Genomic DNA, 19,547 nt, shown 5'->3' with positions numbered 1-19,547 from the left:
GCGGCGCGAACGCTTACCGGGCCTACAGATTCCCGTAGGTCGGATAAGCACCAGCGCCATCCGACATCAACGCCACAATCCTCAAACTCAACGCAGTACCATCAACAGTGCCAGCACAACGACGGCGCCGATGCTCATTGATGCCACATACCAGCGCAGATAACCGTTCTCGCTCAACAGCAGGCCTTTACCTGCAAAGCGGGAAAGGATCGCCGGAATGTTCATCATTGAGTTGAGCGGATCGCGTTTCAGCAACCAGGCAACACCCAGGAACGGCTTGACGAACACTTTGTCGTACAGCCAGTCGAAGCCCCAGGCGTTATACCACCAGGTACCCAGCAGGCGGCCCGGCGCACTGTTGGCAATCGATGTCACAAGCTGGCGTTTACCCAGCCACAGCCATGCTGCGATCAGGATGCCCGCAATCGCTACGATACCGGAGGTAATTTCCAGCGTCATGACGCGACCATGCTCAAGCTCGGTCGTCGCAGGCAGTACACCCTGCAGCGGCGGCACAATCAGCGCGCCAACGAAGGTGGACAGGATCATCAGCACAATCAGCGGCAGATGATGGGTAATCCCCTTCCCTGCATGAGCGTGAATTTGTTCTTTACCGTGGAACACGATGAAAATCATACGGAAGGTGTACAGAGAGGTCATGAACGCACCGACCAGACCTGCAACCATCAGATTAATATGACCATTCGCCATTGCACCGGCCAGAATCTCATCCTTACTGAAGAAGCCAGCGGTAATCAGCGGCAGAGCCGACAGCGCCGCGCCACCGATCAGGAAGCAGAGATACACCAGCGGAATTGACTTACGCAGTCCGCCCATCTTGAAGATGTTCTGTTCGTGGTGGCAAGCCAGGATAACCGAGCCGGATGCCAGGAACAGCAGCGCTTTAAAGAAGGCGTGCGTCATCAGGTGGAAAATCGCCGCATCCCACGCCTGTACACCGAGAGCCAGGAACATATAACCAATCTGGCTCATGGTGGAGTACGCAAGAACGCGTTTGATGTCGGTCTGTACCAGCGCAGCAAAACCCGCCAGCACCAGAGTGATGGCACCGATAATCCCCACCAGGTGCAGGATTTCTGGGGTCATCAGGAACAGGCCGTGCGTACGTGCAATCAGGTAGACACCGGCGGTAACCATCGTCGCAGCGTGGATAAGCGCAGAGACAGGCGTCGGGCCGGCCATCGCATCAGCAAGCCATGTTTGCAACGGCAACTGCGCAGATTTACCGACCGCACCGCCCAGCAGCATCAGGGTTGCCCACATCAGCATGTTGTTACCATCTGCAAAGTGCGCAGGCGCCAGTTCCACCATTTCGCGGAAGTTCAGCGTGCCCAGCTCGTTGTAGAGGATGAACAGCGCGAACGCCAGGAATACGTCACCAACACGGGTTACCACGAAGGCTTTCATTGCCGCAGCGCCATTCTTCGGATCGGTATAGTAGAAACCAATCAGCAGATAGGAGCACAGGCCCACGCCTTCCCAGCCGAGGTACATCAGCAGCAGGTTATCCGCCAGCACCAGAACCACCATGCTGGCGATAAACAGGTTGGTGTAGGCGAAGAAACGAGAATAGCCCTCTTCTCCGCGCATATACCAGGAGGCGAACATGTGGATCAGGAAACCAACGCCGGTCACCACGGAGAGCATGGTCAGCGACAGGCCATCCAGCACCAGGTTAAAACCGATGTTGAAGTCGCCGACTGACATCCAGGTCCACAGCGGCTGGCTGTAAGCCTGCTGGCCATTGGCAAAGAAATCAACGCCAACAAACGCAGTCACCAGCGCGGCCAGACCAATCGACCCGACACCCACGGTAGCGGACAGATTTTCTGACCAACGACCACGGGAAAACGCCAGTAATACAAAGCCAATAAATGGCAGAATAATGGTTAAGGCAAGCATGTTCATCCACGCATCTCACTTACTGAATCGATGTTCAGGTTCTGGCGACGGCGATGAAGTTGCAGCAACAGCGCAAGTCCAATGCTCGCTTCCGCAGCCGCAAGGCTGATGGCGAGAATGTACATCACCTGACCATCGGTCTGGCCCCAGTAGCTTCCGGCGACCACAAAGGCCAGCGCGGAGGCGTTAATCATGATTTCCAGCCCGATCAGCATAAACAGCAGATTGCGGCGGATAACCAGACCGGTCAAACCCAGGACGAATAAAATCGCAGCGAGGATCAGTCCATGTTGTAAGGGGATCATGCGTGCTCCTCCGTTTTTCTTTTCGCGCGGTCATCAGTGCGATTGCTCAGCACTTCACCTGAACGCTCTTCGCGCCCCACGTGGAAGGCCACAACCAGGCCCGCCAGCAGCAGCATCGAAGCCAGTTCGACCGCCAGTACATACGGTCCGAACAGGGAAATACCGACTGCTTTCGCGCTAATTGGCGTCCCGTCGATGCCCTGATCGTTTACGCCCAGAATGGCGTAAACAATGACCACCAGCATGATGGCCGACAGAATCGCCGGACCAATCCACACCTGAGGTTTCAGCCACTGGCGTTCCTGTTCAATTTCAGAACCACCGAGGTTGAGCATCATTACCACGAATACGAACAGCACCATGATAGCGCCCGCGTAGACGATAATTTCCAGCGCACCGGCGAAGTAAGCGCCTAACGAGAAGAACACCCCGGAAATCGCCAGCAGCGAAATAATCAGATACAGCAGTGCGTGTACCGGATTGGTGTGGGTGATCACCCGCAAGGTTGCGAGAATGGCTATCAGGCCACAGATATAAAAAGCGAACTCCATTGCCCCTCTCCTTACGGTAACAGGCTCTTGACGTCGATAGGCTTGGCTTCGTTCTCTGCTTCGCCCTTATCTTTGCCGTCGATTGCCATACCTGCCATCCGGTAGAAGTTATATTCCGGGTATTTGCCCGGACCGGAGATCAGCAGATCCTCTTTCTCGTAAACCAGGTCCTGGCGCTTGTACTCACCCAGCTCGAAATCTGGAGTCAGCTGAATAGCCGTTGTCGGACAGGCTTCTTCGCACAGGCCGCAGAAAATGCAGCGTGAGAAGTTAATGCGGAAAAACTCCGGATACCAGCGGCCATCTTTGGTCTCTGCTTTTTGCAAAGAGATACAGCCTACCGGACACGCTACCGCACACAGGTTACAGGCAACGCAACGCTCTTCACCGTCTGGATCACGAGTCAGAACGATACGACCACGAAAACGGGGCGGTAGATAGACCGGCTCTTCCGGGTACATCTGCGTTTCGCGTTTCGCGAACGCATGCAGGCCGATCATCCAGATACTGCGTACCTGGGTGCCGAAACCTACGAACAATTCTTTTAAGGTCATGGTCTTTGTGTCCCTTATTGCGCCTGCCAGAGAATGACAGCCGCCGTTACCAGCAAGTTGACGAGCGTCAGCGGCAGACAGACTTTCCAGCCGAAGGACATTACCTGGTCATAACGAGGACGCGGTAACGACGCACGAATCAAAATGAACATCATCATGAAGAACGCGGTTTTCAGCGCGAACCAGACGAATGGCGGTAAGAACGGGCCATGCCAGCCACCGAAGAACAGGGTAACCATCAGTGCAGAAATGGTGACGATACCGATGTATTCACCCACGAAGAACAGACCGAATTTCATACCGGAATATTCAATGTGGTAACCGTCGGCCAGTTCCTGCTCGGCTTCTGGCTGGTCAAACGGGTGACGGTGACACACCGCCACGCCCGCGATGGCAAAGGTGACAAAACCAAAGAACTGCGGAATAACGTTCCAGATATCAGCCTGGTTGTTGACGATGTCGGTCATGTTAAATGAACCGGCCTGCGCCACCACGCCCATCAGGGAAAGTCCGAGGAACACTTCGTAGCTTAGGGTCTGCGCAGACGCACGCATCGCACCGAGCAGGGAGTATTTGTTGTTACTGGACCAGCCGGCGAACAGCACTGCGTATACCGCGAGGCCCGCCATCATCAGGAAGAACAGGATCCCGATGTTCAGGTCAGCAACCACCCAGTTCGGACTCACCGGCACGATGGCGAAAGCCAGCAGCAGCGAGGTGAAGGCGATCATCGGTGCCAGGGTAAAGATGACGCGATCCGAGAATTTCGGGATCCAGTCTTCTTTAAAGAACATCTTGATCATGTCCGCAACCAGCTGGAGCGAACCGCCCCAGCCAACACGGTTCGGTCCGTAACGGTTCTGGAACAGACCCAGCAGACGACGTTCGCCAAAGCTCATGAATGCCCCGCAGGTGACCACCACCAGCAGGATCACCACCGCTTTGAGAATGCTCAGCAGGATCTCAATCAGATCGGGTGTAATCCAACTCATTGTTGTGCCTCCTGCAGATCCTCAAGACGCGCACCTGCCAGAACCGGCGCGATGCCAGGCATGCCCATCGGTAAACCAACCTGCCCTGCCGTTAATCCTTCAGCGATTTCAACCGGCAGCGTAACCGTGTTGCCATCGTAGCTGAAAGAAACGCGCGTACCGGCATTAACACCCAACTTCGCGGCATCAGCCGGGTTGAGTTTGATGTACGGCTGCGGCATACGGGTCTGGAAGACCGGCGCACGCTGGGACATTTCGTCACTGCCAAACAGGTGATAGTAAGGCGCGATACGCCACTGACCATCCTGAGCCTGGAAGCTCGCCGGAACGGTAGTGAAGTAATCCATACCATCCGCAGAAGCTTCGATCAGGCGCACGCCCGGATCGCCATGACGCAGTTTACCGCCCACTTCATCCTGGAACTTGTTCCACGCCTGTGGGGAGTTCCAGCCCGGAGCCCAGGCAAACGGAATTTGTGAACGCGGTGCAGACGGCTGGTTGTTCCCTTCCATAGAGAAAGCGAACATAGTGTCTTTGTCCTGCGGTTGACGCGGTTCGTGTACGCTGATGTTGGCGCGCATTGCGGTACGCCCACTGTAGCGGTGCGGTTCACGCGCCAGCTTCTGTCCACGGATACGGAAGCTTGCGTCCGGCGCGGCATCTTTAATGCCCGCCAGCTGCGGCAACTTCTCAACAACCGCGTCGATAACGTGGTCGAGCTGCGTCCAGTCCACTTCACGGCTCTGCACGGTGCTGTGCAGCGAGTGCAGCCAGCGCCAGCTTTCCAGCATTACGGTGTTGCTGTCGTAGTAGGATGGGTCATAAACCTGGAAGAAACGCTGGGCGCGGCCTTCGTTGTTAATCACCGTACCATCGCTTTCGGCGAAGCTTGCAGCGGAAAGCACCAGATGGGCGTTTTCCATAATTGCCGTACGCTGATGGTCAACGACCAGTACCAGCGGCGCTTTCGCCAGCGCGGCATCAACGCGAGCGGCTGAAGCATGGCGATGCAGGTCATTTTCCAGCACCACAACAGCGTCAGCGCGGCCTGTTTCCAGCTCGGTCAGCGCATCGTCAAGGGAACCACCGCCAATCATGCCGAGGCCCATGCTGTTAACCGAGCGAGCAATCATGGTGATGCCAACGTCTGCGCCACGACCTTTCAGCGCCTTCGCCACGTTGGCAGCCGCCTGAATCACTTCGGCGCTACCGGCGTTGGTGCCGGAAATAATCAGTGGTTTCTTCGCCCCGGCTAGTGCCTGAACGATAACGTCAATTTTGTTCTGCAGGTCACGGTCAATACCGTCAACCGCCGGCGCGTTGTTATCCAGCGCGTGGGCGATAGCGAAACCTAAACGCGCCTGATCTTCAACCGGTGCGCGATAGGTCCAAGCGGCGATATCGTCCAGACGGGTGTTATCGACGTTGGTAACGAACAGCGGATGCTTAGCACGCTGGCCGATATTAAGGATTGCTGCGATCTGCCAGTCAGCCACTTTCTGTGCCGCCGCCATTTCACGCGCTTTACCTTTCACCGCCTGACGCACCGCCAGCGCAACGCGTGCGCCGGTCTGGGTGACATCTTCGCCCAGCACCAGAACCGCATCATAAGATTCGATTTCGCGCAGTGCCGGAGTATGAATCCCGCCGTCACGCAGTACGCTCAACGCCAGTTGCAGACGATCCAGTTCGCCCTGAGCGATACCGGTATAGAAGTTATCCGCACCGACCAGTTCACGCAGCGCGAAGTTACTTTCAACGCTGGCGCGCGGGGAGCCGATACCAATCACTTTCTTCGACTGACGCAGAATATCTGCCGCGCCCTGCATCGCCTGCTCGGCGTTCAGCGTGATCAGGTCATCGCCACGACGCTGTACCGGCTGACGCGGACGGTCTTTCAGGTTCACGTAACCATAGCCGAAACGACCACGGTCGCAGAGGAAGTAGTGGTTAACGGTACCGTTATAACGGTTTTCGATACGACGCAGTTCACCGTAGCGCTCGCCCGGGCTGGTGTTACAGCCAATGGAACACTGCTGGCAGATGCTCGGCGCAAACTGCATGTCCCATTTACGGTTATAACGCTCGGAGTGCGTTTTATCGGTGAAGACGCCGGTTGGACAAATTTCGACCAGGTTGCCAGAGAATTCGCTTTCGAGCGTACCGTCTTCCGGACGACCGAAGTAGACGTTGTCATGTGCGCCATACACGCCCAGATCCGCACCATCGGCGTAATCTTTGTAGTAACGTACACAGCGATAGCAGGCGATGCAGCGGTTCATTTCGTGAGAGATGAACGGCCCCAGGTCCTGGTTACGGTGAGTACGCTTCGTGAAGCGGTAGCGACGGAAGCTGTGACCGGTCATGACGGTCATATCCTGCAGGTGGCAGTTGCCGCCCTCTTCACAGACCGGACAGTCGTGCGGGTGGTTAGTCATCAACCACTCCACGACGCTTTCGCGGAACTGCTTCGCTTCTTCGTCATCAATAGAAATAAAGGTGCCTTCGGTGGCCGGTGTCATACAAGACATCACCAGGCGACCACGCGTGTCTTCCGCGTTCTGATATTGCTTCACCGCACACTGGCGGCAAGCACCGACGCTTCCCAGCGCCGGGTGCCAGCAAAAGTACGGAATATCAAGGCCAAGAGACAGACAAGCTTCCAGCAGGTTGTCCGCTCCGTTGACCTCATATTCTTTGCCGTCTACATGAATCGTAGCCATAGTCAGCATGCTTCCAGTTGGCTCGGTCGTAACCGAGCGTTAATCGAATTTCTTATCGCGACACAGGGCTAACCCTGTGATCACCAGCGCTCTTTCAGCAGGTTCGGCTGAATACCACCAATAGCGTGGGTATTGCTGAAGGTCTGCTTGATGCCAGCTTCGAATTCTTCGCGGAAATATTTAATGGCGCTCTGCAGCGGTTCCACTGCACCCGGTGCGTGTGCACAGAAGGTTTTACCCGGGCCGAGGAAACGACACAGTTGCTCAAGTGTCTCGATATCCCCAGGCTGGCCTTCGCCACGCTCAAGCGCGCGCAGAATTTTCACACTCCACGGCAGACCATCACGGCACGGCGTACACCAGCCACATGACTCGCGGGCAAAGAACTCTTCGAGGTTACGCACCAGAGGAACCATGCCAATCTCGTGATCGACAGCCATTGCCAGCGCGGTGCCCAAACGGCTACCTGCTTTACCAATGCTTTCGAATTCCATCGGCAGATCGAGGTGTGCTTCGGTCAGGAAGTCAGTCCCCGCGCCGCCAGGTTGCCAGGCTTTGAACTTCAGGCCATCGCGCATGCCGCCCGCGTAATCTTCGAGGATCTCACGCGCGGTAGTACCGAAAGGCAGTTCCCACAGGCCAGGGTTCTTCACACGACCGGAGAAGCCCATCAGCTTGGTGCCCGCGTCTTTGCTCTTCGAAATGTTCTGGTACCACTCCACGCCGTTCGCGAGGATAGCCGGTACGTTACACAGGGTTTCGACGTTGTTTACGCAGGTCGGCTTACCCCATGCGCCAGAGCTTGCCGGGAACGGCGGCTTGGAGCGTGGGTTAGCACGGCGACCTTCGAGGGAGTTGATCAGCGCGGTTTCTTCACCGCAGATGTAACGCCCTGCCCCAGTGTGGACAAACAGTTCGAAGTCGAAACCGGTGCCCATAATGTTTTTGCCAAGCAGACCGGCTTCGGTCGCTTCGGCGATCGCGCGACGCAGATGCACGGCTGCTTCGATATATTCACCGCGCAGGAAGATATAACCACGGTACGCTTTCAGCGCAAACGCGGAAATCAGCATGCCTTCCACCAGCAGGTGCGGCAGCTGTTCCATCAGCAGACGGTCTTTATAGGTGCCCGGCTCCATTTCATCGGCGTTACACAGCAGGTAACGGATGTTCATGGATTCGTCTTTCGGCATCAGGCTCCACTTCAGACCGGTGGAAAAGCCCGCGCCGCCGCGCCCTTTCAGGCCAGCGTCTTTTACCTGATTAACGATTTCGTCCGGTGACAGCCCGGTCAGGGCCTTACGCGCACCTTCGTAGCCGTTCTTGCTACGGTATTCGTCCAGCCAGACCGGCTGTTTGTCATCACGCAGACGCCAGGTCAGCGGATGGGTTTCGGGAGTACGGATAATGTCTTTCATTTATACCGCTCCAGCAGTTCGGGAATGCCTTCCGGGGTCAGATGAGCGTGAGTATCCTCATCGATCATCATGTTTGGCCCTTTGTCGCAGTTCCCCAGGCAACAGGTCGGCAGCAGCGTAAAGCGACCATCAAAAGTCGTCTGCCCCGGCTTGATGTTGAGTTTTTTCTCAAGCGCGGCCTGGATCCCCTGGTAGCCGTTGATATGGCACACCACGCTGTCGCAATAGCGGATCACGTGGCGACCTACCGGCTGGCGGAAGATCTGGCTATAAAACGTAGCAACACCTTCTACGTCGCTTGCCGGAATACCCAGCACATCAGCGATCGCATAGATCGCCCCATCCGGCACCCAGCCACGCTGTTTCTGAACGATTTTCAGCGCTTCAATGGACGCCGCACGCGGGTCTTCGTAGTGGTGCTTCTCGTGCTCAATCGCTTCACGCTCAGCCGCACTCAGCTCAAAAGCCTCGGTTTGTGGTTGTTGATTCTCGTGCATAATTAGCGGTCCACATCTGACATAACAAAATCGATACTACCCAGATGGACGATCAGGTCGGACACCAGGCTGCCACGTACCGCTACCGGGATCTGCTGCAGGTGCGCATAGCTCGGGGTACGGATACGGGTACGGTAACTCATGGTGCTGCCATCGCTGGTCAGGTAGTAACTGTTGATACCCTTGGTCGCTTCCACCATCTGGAAGGACTCGTTTGCCGGCATAACCGGACCCCACGAAACCTGCAGGAAGTGGGTGATAAGGGTTTCGATATGTTGCAGCGTGCGCTCTTTCGGTGGCGGCGTCGTCAGCGGGTGATCCGCTTTGAACGGGCCTTCCGGCATGTTATTGAGGCACTGCTCAAGGATGCGCAGACTCTGGCGCAGCTCTTCAACTTTCAGCATCACGCGGGTATAGCAGTCGGACACACCGCCGCCAACCGGGACCTCAAAGTCAAAGTTTTCATAACCAGAGTACGGACGCGCTTTACGCACGTCGAAATCAATACCGGTCGCACGCAGCGCAGCACCGGTACAACCCCAGTCCAGCGCTTCTTTCTTACCGTAAGCGGCAACACCCTGCGAACGGCCTTTCAGGATGGTGTTACGCAGCGCGGCTTTCTCGTAAGAATCCAGACGTTTTGGCATCCAGTCGAGGAAATCACGCAGCAGTTTGTCCCAACCGCGCGGCAGATCGTGTGCCACACCGCCGATACGGAACCAGGCCGGGTGCATACGGAAACCGGTGATCGCTTCCACGACGTCGTAGATTTTCTGACGGTCAGTAAAGGCGAAGAATACCGGGGTCATCGCGCCGACGTCCTGAATGAACGTGGAGATGTACAGCAGATGACTGTTGATACGGAACAGTTCAGACAGCATGACACGAATCACGTTGACGCGATCCGGCGTGGTGATGCCTGCCAGTTTCTCAACCGCCAGTACGTAAGGCATTTCGTTAACGCAGCCGCCGAGGTACTCGATACGGTCGGTGTACGGAATGTAACTGTGCCAGGACTGACGTTCGCCCATCTTTTCAGCGCCACGGTGGTGGTAGCCGATGTCAGGTACGCAGTCGACGATTTCTTCGCCATCAAGCTGCAGCACAATACGGAATGCACCGTGGGAAGACGGGTGGTTAGGACCGAGGTTGAGGAACATGAAGTCCTCATTTTCGGTGCTACGCTTCATGCCCCAATCTTCAGGTTTGAAGGTCAGCGCTTCCATTTCCAGATCCTGTTTGGCTTTAGTCAGCTCAAACGGGTCGAATTCGGTTGCACGCGCCGGGTAGTCTTTACGCAGCGGATGGCCTTCCCAGGTATGTGGCATCAGCAGACGCGTCAGGTGCGGGTGACCTTCGATGTCGATGCCAAACATTTCCCAGGTTTCACGCTCATACCAGTTGGCGTTCGGGAACAGTTTGGTGAAAGTCGGTACGCGCAGATCGTTTTCAGACAAAGCCACCTTGAGCATGATATCGCGATTGCGTTCAATGGAGATCAGGTGATAGAAAACGGAAAAATCCGCGGCGGGTAACCCTTCGCGGTGCGTACGCAGACGTTCGTCCATGCCGTGTAAGTCAAACAGCATGACGTAAGGTTTCGGCAGTCTCTTTAAGAAATCGCCAACTTCCAGTAATTGTTCACGCTTGACCCAAACAACGGGTACCCCGGTGCGAGTCGCCTGAACGGTAAAGGCATCCGGCCCAAAACGGTTGCGCAGTTCGCCAATGACCGGGTCATCAAGGTGATCCCGTGTTTGCCATGCAGCGTCTTGCGCGGTTAAGTCGGTCATATTGTTCACCATTGCAAATGGTCCGTGGTGGTCGGCAGTGCTTCGCGCTATTTATGTAGTGATAAGCGAAGGAAGTGCTGCTGCCGACAGGCGCAAATTAAATCTCGTCTGGTGTACGAAGATTCGTTACAGCAATACGTTCGCCGCGTTTACGCTCGCGTTCTGATTGCATATTGGCGCGATAAACGCCCTGATCGCCAACCACCCAGGAGAGCGGACGGCGTTCTTTGCCAATGGAATCTTGCAGCAGCATCAGAGCCTGCATATACGCTTCTGGGCGCGGCGGACATCCCGGGATGTACACATCGACCGGAATAAATTTATCAACGCCCTGCACCACAGAATAGATGTCGTACATCCCGCCGGAGTTGGCGCATGCGCCCATGGAAATAACCCATTTCGGTTCCAGCATCTGATCGTAGAGGCGCTGAATAACTGGCGCCATTTTGGTAAAGCAGGTTCCGGCTACGACCATCAGATCAGCCTGACGCGGCGATGCACGCAGTACTTCCGCACCAAAACGGGCCACATCGTGCACGGCGGTAAACGAGGTCACCATCTCAACGTAGCAGCAGGAAAGGCCAAAGTTATATGGCCAAATTGAGTTTTTACGGCCCCAGTTAACCATGTCATGCAGTTTGCCCATGAACACGTTTTTGTTAACTTCTTGTTCCAGGGGGTCGGTTACGATCTCCTGTTTTTGCAGGGGGTAACGGTCGTTCTCACCGTTAGGATCTATGCGGGTGAGCGTATAATCCATCTTAATGCCTCGCGGTTAGCGTTGACGATTAGCGATACTGTTCGTTTCCGGGTTCATACGCTCGCGGCGTGAACGCGCGGGCGTCCAGTCCAGCGCGCCAATACGCACCAGATAAACCAGACCTGCCAGTAACACAAAAATAAAAATTGCAGCTTCCACAAAGCCAATCCAACCGCTTTCACGGATAGAAGTTGACCATGCGAACAGATACAGCGCTTCAACGTCGAAGATAACGAAGAACATGGCTACCAGATAAAACTTGGCAGACAGGCGCAGGCGGGCGGTGCCGACCGAGTCGATACCTGATTCAAACGGCACGTTTTTAGATCTCGCGCGTGCGCGACCCCCTAAAAACCAGCCGCCGACGAGCATCAGGCAGCACAGGCCAATGGCAACGATAAGAAAGATAGCGAATGCCCAGTGATGAGCGATGATTTCAGTGGATGTTGACATACTCATTGCTTACTCATCAAAAGTAGCGCCAAATTCTCTGCTCTTTTCGGCAGATGAACGCCACATCGATTCATGGGGAGGAATAAAAAAAACCTTACAATCACTGTGAAAAATCATTTTATACAGCTAATTGATGGGGTTTTTTACTCCTTTCTATAACCTTTTGTCAACTTTAACAAAAGTTTCCTCACATTATTTTACACCAATCCAACTTCATTAACATAAAGTGCTCTTTAGACCCATTTCGATTGCATCATCGGTCATTTTTAATGTTGTTGAATCGTGTCCGTAGTGAAGTAAAAAAGATAATACACGTCTATTTTGACAGGAATTCACCCAGATGCCTCCCCCTAAATGGGAGTATTTTCTTGATCTGTGACACGCTTTTGTTAATTCACCATAAAAAACAGCAACAATTTCTCTAGTTTTTTAACATGGAAACATTTAGCAACGCGGCTGATTATTTTTCACCCTATTGTCAGTCTGTTTTTTTACCTGCTGATTTTGTTAAGTTTTAGTATATGAATGAACAGAAAGCAGTAATATTTGCATAAAAAAAGAGCCGCTGGATGTTTTTTCATCATCAGTGGCTCTTTTTTACACTTACATTTTTAAACGTTTTTTTGTGACGCTTTACTCAAAGTCGCCTTCAACAATCAGCGAGTCATCTCCCCCTTCAGGGGTAAACTGATTGTATTGCCAAGGATTTTGATATGTCTGCATCGACTTAAAGATAGCCTGAGCTAATTCATTTTGCGTGGCCGGATCGCTGCACAACAGATACTCGGTATCAGGCAGAGGTGGCAATCCGTCCGCCGCACCCAGTACGCGTAAATCCGGGCTCATCATTTCTACAGGACGCGCAGTAACGCCAAGCCCTGCTTTTACCGCCGCGCGGACCGCAGGTAATGTTGAAGCGACATAAGCCAGACGCCACGGGATCTGTGCGGCATTCAACGTCGCCAGCACGATATCGCGAAACGGGCTGGGATCGTCCAGCAGAACTAACGGCACGGGTTCGCCTTTTTGCAGGATATATTCGGCTGCGCAATACCAGTGCGTCGGTGAAGTCCGCAAATTCAGGCATTCAAAATCGTCAGGGCGATTCGTGGTTACCACTAAATCCACTTCTTGCGACTTAAGCATCTCCACCATGTAAGCATTGCGTTTCACTCTTACATCAAGGGCAAGCTTCGGATAAACCGAACTAATGCGGTTAAGCAGAAATGGGAGTATGGTGTCGGCGGATTCATCAGAAGCACCGATAGTTAACACCCCCTGAAGATTGTTAAACATCAATGATGAGCATGCCTCATCATTAAATCGCAGTATTTTCCTGGCATAACCCAACAGTTGGATACCATGTTCGGTCAGCAGTTTGTTGCGTCCATGACGCGCGAACAACTCTTTCCCCACAAGTTGCTCAAGGCGCTGCATTTGCTGACTTACCGCAGACTGAGTTCGACATACTGCAGCTGCCGCAGCCGCGAAGGTATTTAGGTCGGCAACAGCAACAAAGGTTCTCAGCAGATCGAGGTCGAGGTTAATTATCGGACGATTTGCATTTATCATAGTTTTTCACTTACTCGCGGGTCATACCGGGTTAATGCTGTGCATTCAGAATCAAACAACTCCATTTGTAATGTGCCTCCCTTCAGTTTCGCTTAGTGTAACCAAGTGAAAATAAGGATGTATTTGGTTTAACAAACGAAACAATGCTCTTTCTGAGCTATTTTAAAACCCGTGATATTCATCGGAATATAGCAACGAGAAAGAGCCGTATTTTTAGCTGCCGTATGATTCTGACTAATGGAAAACATGTAAATTTTGTAAATTTAAAAAATAGTTAACGAACAATAATTTACACATTAAAAACTAACTTTTCAGTATGTTATGAACAACCAACAAACATTTGAATTATCGTAAAACTCGGACTACAAACCATTTCATAGGAGTTATCTTAACCTAAAACCACTATATTTATAAGTGTTATTGCGAATAATTCCGGGCGAATTGGTGTTATGTCAGTGCAACGGTTTTCGTATTATTAGCCCACTCAATTTGATGTCGTTTAAATAATAAATAATAATTAATTAAGAATCTCTCAATTCATTAATTATGCTTAACAATGGATTCACACCGTATCACGTAGGGATCAGACCGATAACAGAATTCGTTGATGAAACCTCAGTATTTTCGAATCGCGCCGTATCACACAGATATCGACTGCATTTTGTTTTATAGGGGTAACTTTTTTCGACCAGACAAATCACCATACCAAAGCCAACAAAGCAAAACATAAACCATAAAAAACACAACAATCCAGATTATTACACTGTAATAATTGCATAATTTAGTTATTAAAAGTTAATTATCGTCCTCCTGCTTTCCAAAATCTTCTACTAAAGACCCTTCAAAACTCACCGTCGTGGGAGTACATTGTGCTGGGCTGACTTCCACGGCAGGGAGTGGCATTCACAGCTAAAAAGGTCAACGTTCATGTCTCCCATTGAAAAATCCAGCAAATTAGAAAACGTTTGTTATGACATTCGCGGCCCGGTTCTGAAGGAAGCAAAGCGCCTGGAAGAAGAAGGCAACAAAGTTCTGAAACTGAATATCGGCAACCCTGCGCCTTTCGGGTTTGAAGCACCAGATGAAATTTTAGTGGATGTGATCCGCAATTTGCCAACTGCGCAAGGATATTGCGATTCCAAAGGCCTTTATTCAGCCCGCAAAGCAATCATGCAGCATTACCAGGCCCGCGGGATGCGCGATGTAACCGTAGAAGATATCTATATCGGTAACGGCGTATCCGAATTGATTGTGCAGGCCATGCAGGCATTGCTGAACAGTGGGGACGAAATGCTGGTTCCTGCACCTGATTATCCACTGTGGACGGCGGCGGTTTCGCTCTCTGGTGGTAATGCCGTGCACTACCTGTGTGATGAATCATCAGACTGGTTCCCGGACCTGGATGATATCCGCGCCAAAATTACGCCGCGTACGCGTGGGATCGTCATTATCAACCCCAACAACCCAACCGGCGCTGTTTATTCTAAAGAGCTGCTGATGGAGATTGTTGAGATTGCTCGCCAGAACAACCTCATCATCTTTGCAGATGAGATTTACGACAAAATTCTCTACGATGACGCCGAGCACCACTCGATAGCGGCAATGGCCCCGGATCTGCTGACTATTACCTTTAACGGCCTGTCAAAAACCTATCGTGTTGCCGGTTTCCGTCAGGGCTGGATGGTACTGAACGGACCGAAGAAACATGCCAAAGGGTATATCGAAGGCCTTGAGATGCTGGCTTCTATGCGCCTGTGTGCGAACGTCCCTGCACAACATGCCATTCAGACCGCGCTGGGCGGATATCAGAGCATCAGCGAATTCATCATGCCTGGCGGACGTCTGTATGAGCAACGTAACCGCGCCTGGGAACTGCTCAATGATATTCCTGGCGTCTCTTGCGTAAAACCGCGCGGTGCACTGTATATGTTCCCGAAAATTGACGCCAAGCGCTTCAATATTCATGACGACCAGAAGATGGTGCTCGACTTCCTGTTGCAGGAAAAAGTACTGCTGGTCCAGGGGACGGCATTCAACTGGCCGTGGCCGGATCATTTCCGCATCGTTACGCTGCCGCGAATTGATGATATCGAAATGTCGTTGAGTAAATTTGAGCGTTTCCTGTCAGGGTATCGCCAGCTGTAACCACGCAAAGTGCTACCGGGTTTGCATCCGGTAGCACTCTCTGCGCAAAATACCGTTACTGAAGTCACTGAGTAAGGGTCGTTATGAAGCAGAGCCACTTTTTTGCCCACCTCTCCCGTCTGAAACTCATTAACCGCTGGCCGCTGATGCGCAACGTGCGCACCGAAAACGTGTCCGAACACAGTCTGCAGGTTGCCATGGTTGCTCATGCGCTGGCCGCGATCAAAAACCGTAAATTTGGTGGTCAGGTAAATGCTGAGCGTATTGCCCTGCTGGCGATGTATCACGATGCGTCAGAGGTGTTAACCGGCGATCTCCCTACCCCAGTGAAATATTTCAACTCGCAGATTGCTCAGGAATATAAAGCGATAGAGAAAATTGCCCAGCAAAAACTGGTCGATATGGTTCCCGATGAGTTGCGCGATATTTTTGCACCGCTCATTGATGAACATGCCTTGAGTGAAGAAGAAAGATCGATTGTTAAACAGGCCGATGCCCTGTGCGCGTATCTGAAGTGCCTGGAAGAACTCTCCGCCGGTAACAACGAATTTCTGCTGGCGAAAACACGTCTGGAAAAAACGCTGGAGTCACGACGCAGCGAAGAGATGGACTACTTTATGGACGTGTTTGTCCCAAGCTTTCACCTTTCATTAGATGAAATCAGCCAGGATTCACCGCTTTAAACGATTTTGCCGGATGGCGGCTAACGCCTTATCCGGCCTACAGGTAACGTGATATCCGTAGGCCTGATAAGCGCAGCGCCATCAGGCGTTTACTGCGGCGGTCAAAACGGGAACAGCATCGGGATCATCACCACGCACACTGCCATGACAATCACCGTAAACGGTACGCCAATCTTCACGAAGTCGCTAAAGGTGTAGTTACCCGGCCCGAGCACCAGTGTGTTTACCGGTGAAGACACTGGCGTCATAAAGGCTGCGGAAGCCGCCATCGCAATCACCATCGCAAACGGATACGGCGAAACGCCCATCGACTTTGCCGCCGCCAGCGCAATCGGCGCCATCAGTACCGCCGTCGCGGTGTTAGAGATAAATAACCCAATGGTCGCGCACAGCACGAACAGGCAGCCCAGCATCATATACGGGCCGTACCCACCACCAACGTCCATTAGCCCTTTCACCACCAGATCGACGCCGCCCGTTTTCTGTAACGCCAGCGCAAAAGGCATCATCCCGACAATCAAAATAATGCTTGGCCAGTGAATGGCTTTGTAGGCGCTTTCGGCATCGATGCAGCGGAATTTTCCCATCAGCAAACAAGCGATAATCGCGGCAACCGTATTAGGGATTTCATCGGTGAGCATTAACGCGACCATCAGTACCAGACAGAAAATCGCATGCGGCGCCTGGCTGTGCGCCGGAGAAGCTTCACTGACTTCCACAGGCATATTTAGCACCACAAAATCGCGCCCTTTTTGTCCAAGCAGCGTGATCAGCTTCCAGTTGCCCACCACTAAAATGATATCGCCCATCAACAGCGGCTCATCAACCACCGCCCCGGCCAGCGCCGTACCATCGCGCTTCAGCCCAACGACATTCAGCCCGTAACGCGTACGAAAAGCGATTTCCCGTACCGTTTTGCCGATCAATTCCGACTCAGGGATCAGAGAGATTTCGGCCATGCCCACATCAAGTGCCTGCTCGGAGAAGTATTCTCCACGCAGCACCATCGGTTCCAACAGTTGCTCAGCGCAAAATTCACGCAGGTCGACATCGGCCGCAGACATATCAATCAGCAATACGTCACGAGCACGAAACTCAGAAACCCCGTTTACGTCAACGATCACGCGACGAAAGCGACGCCAGCGCTCCACGCCAATCACGTTTGCCCCGTAGCGCTCACGCAGTTTCAGGTCGTCCAGACGCTGGCCTATCATAGGAGAACCCGGGCGAATCGCCAGGCGACGCGCGCGCCCGGTCAGGCGATATTCTTTAATCAGATCGCGAAAAGTCCGGCGCTTCCAGCCGTCGCCCGGCTGCCCGGAGTCTTCACCCTTCAGCATAAAACGCATCACCAGCATATAAATTATGCCAAGTACCAACACCACCAATCCCAGTGGGGTTACGCTAAAAAAGCTAAAACCATTAAGTCCTTCACGTAACAGTTCACTGTTGACGACCAGGTTTGGCGGCGTTGCCACCAGCGTCATCATGCCGCTTATCAAGCCGGCAAAACTTAGCGGCATCATCAGGCGTGAAGGGGAAATTTCCATGCGCATGGAAACACTTAAGACAACCGGAATAAAGATGGCGACCACACCGGTCGAACTCATGAATGCACCGAGTCCAGCTACGGTTATCATCAGCAACACCAGCATTTTAACTTCACTGCTACCGGCGACCTTCACCAGCCAGGCGCCCATTACTGTCGCCACACCGGTACGCACGAGACCGTCACCGATAATGAATAAAGCCGCTATCAAAATAACGTTAGGATCGCTGAACCCGGAAAAAGCCTCTGTGATGCTCAATGTTCCACTCAGAACAAAGGCAATAATGACCAGCAAAGCGATCGCGTCCATACGCACTCTGCCAGTTGCAAACAAGACGACGGCAATCGCCAGCAATGAGAGAACCCATATCAATTCACCGTTCACAACATATCCTTGTTAAATGAGAGGGATGGACTGATTCTGCCATAAAAAAGCCCCAACAATCTGGGGCTAAATCATGATCAGGTATTTCTTATAACGACCACATTTCCGTTGGGTTGTTTGGTCACAGAAATATGTTCCAGACTGGTCAGCGAAAAATCAACCTCGTTCAGACGCGGCGTATCCGCTGGCGCGTTGACCGCGATGACATGACACCCAGCTGCCAGTCCTGAAAGCACCCCGGCGGGGGCATCTTCCACCACGGCACATTCCTGCGGTGCCAGGCCCAGAAGCTGAGCGCCTAACAGATACGCGTCTGGCTCTGGTTTCCCTCTTTTTACCCGCTCGGCGGTGACAAACACTTCAGGAGCAGGAAGCCCAGCAACACGATGGCGCGCCCGTGCGACCGGCATAGAGCCGGAGGTCACAATCGCCCATGGAATACCCGCTTTATTGAGATGGTTGAGTAAATCAACAGCCCCAGGCAGCGCAGTGATTCCGGCGGTTTCCGTCGCTTCGATCTGCTCCAGACGGGTAAACTCCGCGGCGATCTCTGCCTCAGATTTGCCCACCATAAAGTGTCGCAGGGAGGTAATGGCCTGCTTGCCATGAATAAAGCCGAGCACCTCGGCGTGATCGAGGCCAAAACGATCGGCCCAGTTGCACCACGCACGCTCTACTGCGGGTAAGGAATCGACCAGCGTTCCATCCAGATCAAACAGAAAACCTTTGCACTGCACGCTCGCCCCCTCAGGCATTAATGATTTGGTTAATTTCATTCGCGCTCAGGTGATACTGGCGCGGGCAAGAGTGCCAGACGTTCAACATACGCTGATATTTTTCCCACATCGGGGTCTGGGCGTTGAAGCCATGCGTACCCGCATCAAAGTGGGTATAGCGACCTTCCACATTCACCATAAAGCGAACGTATCCGAGGAAACGGGCTTCCGTTGCGGCGTCAAAACCGAGGAAAGTCACGCGGCGCTCATCAATAGCCTGTGCATCCTTAAGATTAGTCCAGGACACATGTAATGCGTGGTACATCTCCATAATATCGATAATCGTACGACAGGTTTCTTCCGTCAGTTCACCAAACTCACGATCCAGCTCACGCATCTGCAAGCCGTAACCGCGTTCAATAATCGTCTGCAAACGACGATAACGCTCGGCGTTAGTTGGGTCGAGCATAGTCATCATTTTGTACTGATTCGACAAAATCAGACGTTGAGCGTTGGTCATTTCCATTT

17 protein-coding genes are annotated in these 19,547 nt (G+C 52.9%); 2 read left to right on the top strand and 15 right to left on the bottom strand.

Features of this window, described 5'->3' with window-relative positions; genetic code table 11:
• Window positions 1-87: 87 nt before the first annotated feature.
• From nuoL to lrhA, 12 genes are all read right to left on the bottom strand, one after another.
• A complete protein-coding gene (nuoL, locus tag SK39_RS18830) occupies window positions 88-1,929 on the bottom strand; it encodes an NADH-quinone oxidoreductase subunit L (protein WP_003027695.1) in 1,842 nt (613 codons plus the stop codon).
• Window positions 1,926-2,228, bottom strand: coding sequence for an NADH-quinone oxidoreductase subunit NuoK (gene nuoK, locus SK39_RS18825; protein ID WP_000612644.1), 303 nt, complete (start codon window positions 2,226-2,228; stop codon window positions 1,926-1,928). The genes nuoL and nuoK overlap by 4 nt, the downstream gene beginning before the upstream one ends.
• A complete protein-coding gene (gene nuoJ, locus SK39_RS18820; protein WP_003028059.1) occupies window positions 2,225-2,779 on the bottom strand; it encodes an NADH-quinone oxidoreductase subunit J in 555 nt (184 codons plus the stop codon). Before nuoJ ends, nuoK begins: the two co-directional genes overlap by 4 nt.
• A gap of 11 nt (window positions 2,780-2,790) precedes the next feature.
• Window positions 2,791-3,333: an NADH-quinone oxidoreductase subunit NuoI gene (gene nuoI, locus SK39_RS18815; protein ID WP_003028062.1), complete on the bottom strand. Its 543-nt coding sequence runs from the start codon at window positions 3,331-3,333 to the stop codon at window positions 2,791-2,793.
• A 14-nt stretch (window positions 3,334-3,347) separates the two neighbouring features.
• The gene (nuoH, locus tag SK39_RS18810) at window positions 3,348-4,325 is read right to left on the bottom strand and encodes an NADH-quinone oxidoreductase subunit NuoH (protein ID WP_003028063.1); all 978 of its coding nucleotides are present in this window, start codon (window positions 4,323-4,325) and stop codon (window positions 3,348-3,350) included.
• A complete protein-coding gene (gene nuoG, locus SK39_RS18805; RefSeq protein ID WP_003839358.1) occupies window positions 4,322-7,048 on the bottom strand; it encodes an NADH-quinone oxidoreductase subunit NuoG in 2,727 nt (908 codons plus the stop codon). The genes nuoH and nuoG overlap by 4 nt, the downstream gene beginning before the upstream one ends.
• 80 nt (window positions 7,049-7,128) lie before the next feature.
• Window positions 7,129-8,466, bottom strand: coding sequence for an NADH-quinone oxidoreductase subunit NuoF (nuoF, locus tag SK39_RS18800; protein WP_003839356.1), 1,338 nt, complete (start codon window positions 8,464-8,466; stop codon window positions 7,129-7,131).
• A complete protein-coding gene (gene nuoE / locus SK39_RS18795) occupies window positions 8,463-8,963 on the bottom strand; it encodes an NADH-quinone oxidoreductase subunit NuoE (RefSeq protein ID WP_003028069.1) in 501 nt (166 codons plus the stop codon). Before nuoE ends, nuoF begins: the two co-directional genes overlap by 4 nt.
• 2 nt (window positions 8,964-8,965) lie before the next feature.
• On the bottom strand, window positions 8,966-10,768 hold the full coding sequence (nuoC, locus tag SK39_RS18790) for an NADH-quinone oxidoreductase subunit C/D (RefSeq protein ID WP_003028072.1): 1,803 nt from the start codon (window positions 10,766-10,768) through the stop codon (window positions 8,966-8,968).
• Window positions 10,769-10,853: 85 nt separating this feature from the next.
• Window positions 10,854-11,516: an NADH-quinone oxidoreductase subunit NuoB gene (nuoB, locus tag SK39_RS18785; RefSeq protein ID WP_003028075.1), complete on the bottom strand. Its 663-nt coding sequence runs from the start codon at window positions 11,514-11,516 to the stop codon at window positions 10,854-10,856.
• A gap of 15 nt (window positions 11,517-11,531) precedes the next feature.
• A complete protein-coding gene (nuoA, locus tag SK39_RS18780; RefSeq protein ID WP_003028077.1) occupies window positions 11,532-11,975 on the bottom strand; it encodes an NADH-quinone oxidoreductase subunit NuoA in 444 nt (147 codons plus the stop codon).
• A 627-nt stretch (window positions 11,976-12,602) separates the two neighbouring features.
• Complete coding sequence (gene lrhA, locus SK39_RS18775; protein WP_003028079.1) at window positions 12,603-13,541, bottom strand: transcriptional regulator LrhA; 939 nt, start codon at window positions 13,539-13,541, stop codon at window positions 12,603-12,605.
• 927 nt (window positions 13,542-14,468) lie between these two features.
• On the opposite strand from lrhA, the gene alaA reads away from it, so the two are divergent.
• Window positions 14,469-15,686, top strand: a complete 1,218-nt coding sequence (gene alaA, locus SK39_RS18770; protein WP_003028082.1) for an alanine transaminase AlaA — start codon at window positions 14,469-14,471, stop codon at window positions 15,684-15,686.
• An 83-nt stretch (window positions 15,687-15,769) separates the two neighbouring features.
• The gene (yfbR, locus tag SK39_RS18765; RefSeq protein WP_003028083.1) at window positions 15,770-16,369 is read left to right on the top strand and encodes a 5'-deoxynucleotidase; all 600 of its coding nucleotides are present in this window, start codon (window positions 15,770-15,772) and stop codon (window positions 16,367-16,369) included.
• A 101-nt stretch (window positions 16,370-16,470) separates the two neighbouring features.
• On the opposite strand, the gene SK39_RS18760 is transcribed toward yfbR, so the two are convergent.
• The 3 genes from SK39_RS18760 to SK39_RS18750 form a co-directional block, all read right to left on the bottom strand.
• Window positions 16,471-18,303 (bottom strand): SLC13 family permease, encoded by a 1,833-nt coding sequence (locus SK39_RS18760; protein WP_003845084.1) that lies wholly within the window; start codon window positions 18,301-18,303, stop codon window positions 16,471-16,473.
• Between the two features lie 77 nt (window positions 18,304-18,380).
• Window positions 18,381-19,058, bottom strand: coding sequence for a sugar phosphatase (locus SK39_RS18755; protein WP_085951580.1), 678 nt, complete (start codon window positions 19,056-19,058; stop codon window positions 18,381-18,383).
• On the bottom strand, window positions 19,051-19,545 hold the full coding sequence (locus SK39_RS18750) for a YfbU family protein (protein WP_003028086.1): 495 nt from the start codon (window positions 19,543-19,545) through the stop codon (window positions 19,051-19,053). Before SK39_RS18750 ends, SK39_RS18755 begins: the two co-directional genes overlap by 8 nt.
• Window positions 19,546-19,547 lie beyond the last annotated feature (2 nt).

Source organism: Citrobacter sp. BIDMC107, from assembly GCF_001037575.1.
Taxonomy (GTDB): Bacteria; Pseudomonadota; Gammaproteobacteria; order Enterobacterales; family Enterobacteriaceae; genus Citrobacter; species Citrobacter freundii.
Note: the sequence above shows the minus strand (reverse complement) of the source record. Positions and strands in the feature narration are given on the sequence as shown.

Bases quoted from the DNA above. Each gene is read 5' to 3' on its own strand.
- nuoE (WP_003028069.1), bottom strand. From the start codon at position 8,963: ATGCACGAGAATCAACAACCACAAACCGAGGCTTTTGAGCTGAGTGCG.
- nuoF (WP_003839356.1), bottom strand. From the start codon at position 8,466: ATGAAAGACATTATCCGTACTCCCGAAACCCATCCGCTGACCTGGCGT.
- nuoK (WP_000612644.1), bottom strand. From the start codon at position 2,228: ATGATCCCCTTACAACATGGACTGATCCTCGCTGCGATTTTATTCGTC.
- yfbR (WP_003028083.1), top strand. From the start codon at position 15,770: ATGAAGCAGAGCCACTTTTTTGCCCACCTCTCCCGTCTGAAACTCATT.
- nuoJ (WP_003028059.1), bottom strand. From the start codon at position 2,779: ATGGAGTTCGCTTTTTATATCTGTGGCCTGATAGCCATTCTCGCAACC.
- nuoA (WP_003028077.1), bottom strand. From the start codon at position 11,975: ATGAGTATGTCAACATCCACTGAAATCATCGCTCATCACTGGGCATTC.
- nuoL (WP_003027695.1), bottom strand. From the start codon at position 1,929: ATGAACATGCTTGCCTTAACCATTATTCTGCCATTTATTGGCTTTGTA.
- nuoC (WP_003028072.1), bottom strand. From the start codon at position 10,768: ATGGTGAACAATATGACCGACTTAACCGCGCAAGACGCTGCATGGCAA.
- nuoB (WP_003028075.1), bottom strand. From the start codon at position 11,516: ATGGATTATACGCTCACCCGCATAGATCCTAACGGTGAGAACGACCGT.
- SK39_RS18750 (WP_003028086.1), bottom strand. From the start codon at position 19,545: ATGGAAATGACCAACGCTCAACGTCTGATTTTGTCGAATCAGTACAAA.
- nuoI (WP_003028062.1), bottom strand. From the start codon at position 3,333: ATGACCTTAAAAGAATTGTTCGTAGGTTTCGGCACCCAGGTACGCAGT.
- SK39_RS18755 (WP_085951580.1), bottom strand. From the start codon at position 19,058: ATGCCTGAGGGGGCGAGCGTGCAGTGCAAAGGTTTTCTGTTTGATCTG.
- nuoH (WP_003028063.1), bottom strand. From the start codon at position 4,325: ATGAGTTGGATTACACCCGATCTGATTGAGATCCTGCTGAGCATTCTC.
- alaA (WP_003028082.1), top strand. From the start codon at position 14,469: ATGTCTCCCATTGAAAAATCCAGCAAATTAGAAAACGTTTGTTATGAC.
- nuoG (WP_003839358.1), bottom strand. From the start codon at position 7,048: ATGGCTACGATTCATGTAGACGGCAAAGAATATGAGGTCAACGGAGCG.
- lrhA (WP_003028079.1), bottom strand. From the start codon at position 13,541: ATGATAAATGCAAATCGTCCGATAATTAACCTCGACCTCGATCTGCTG.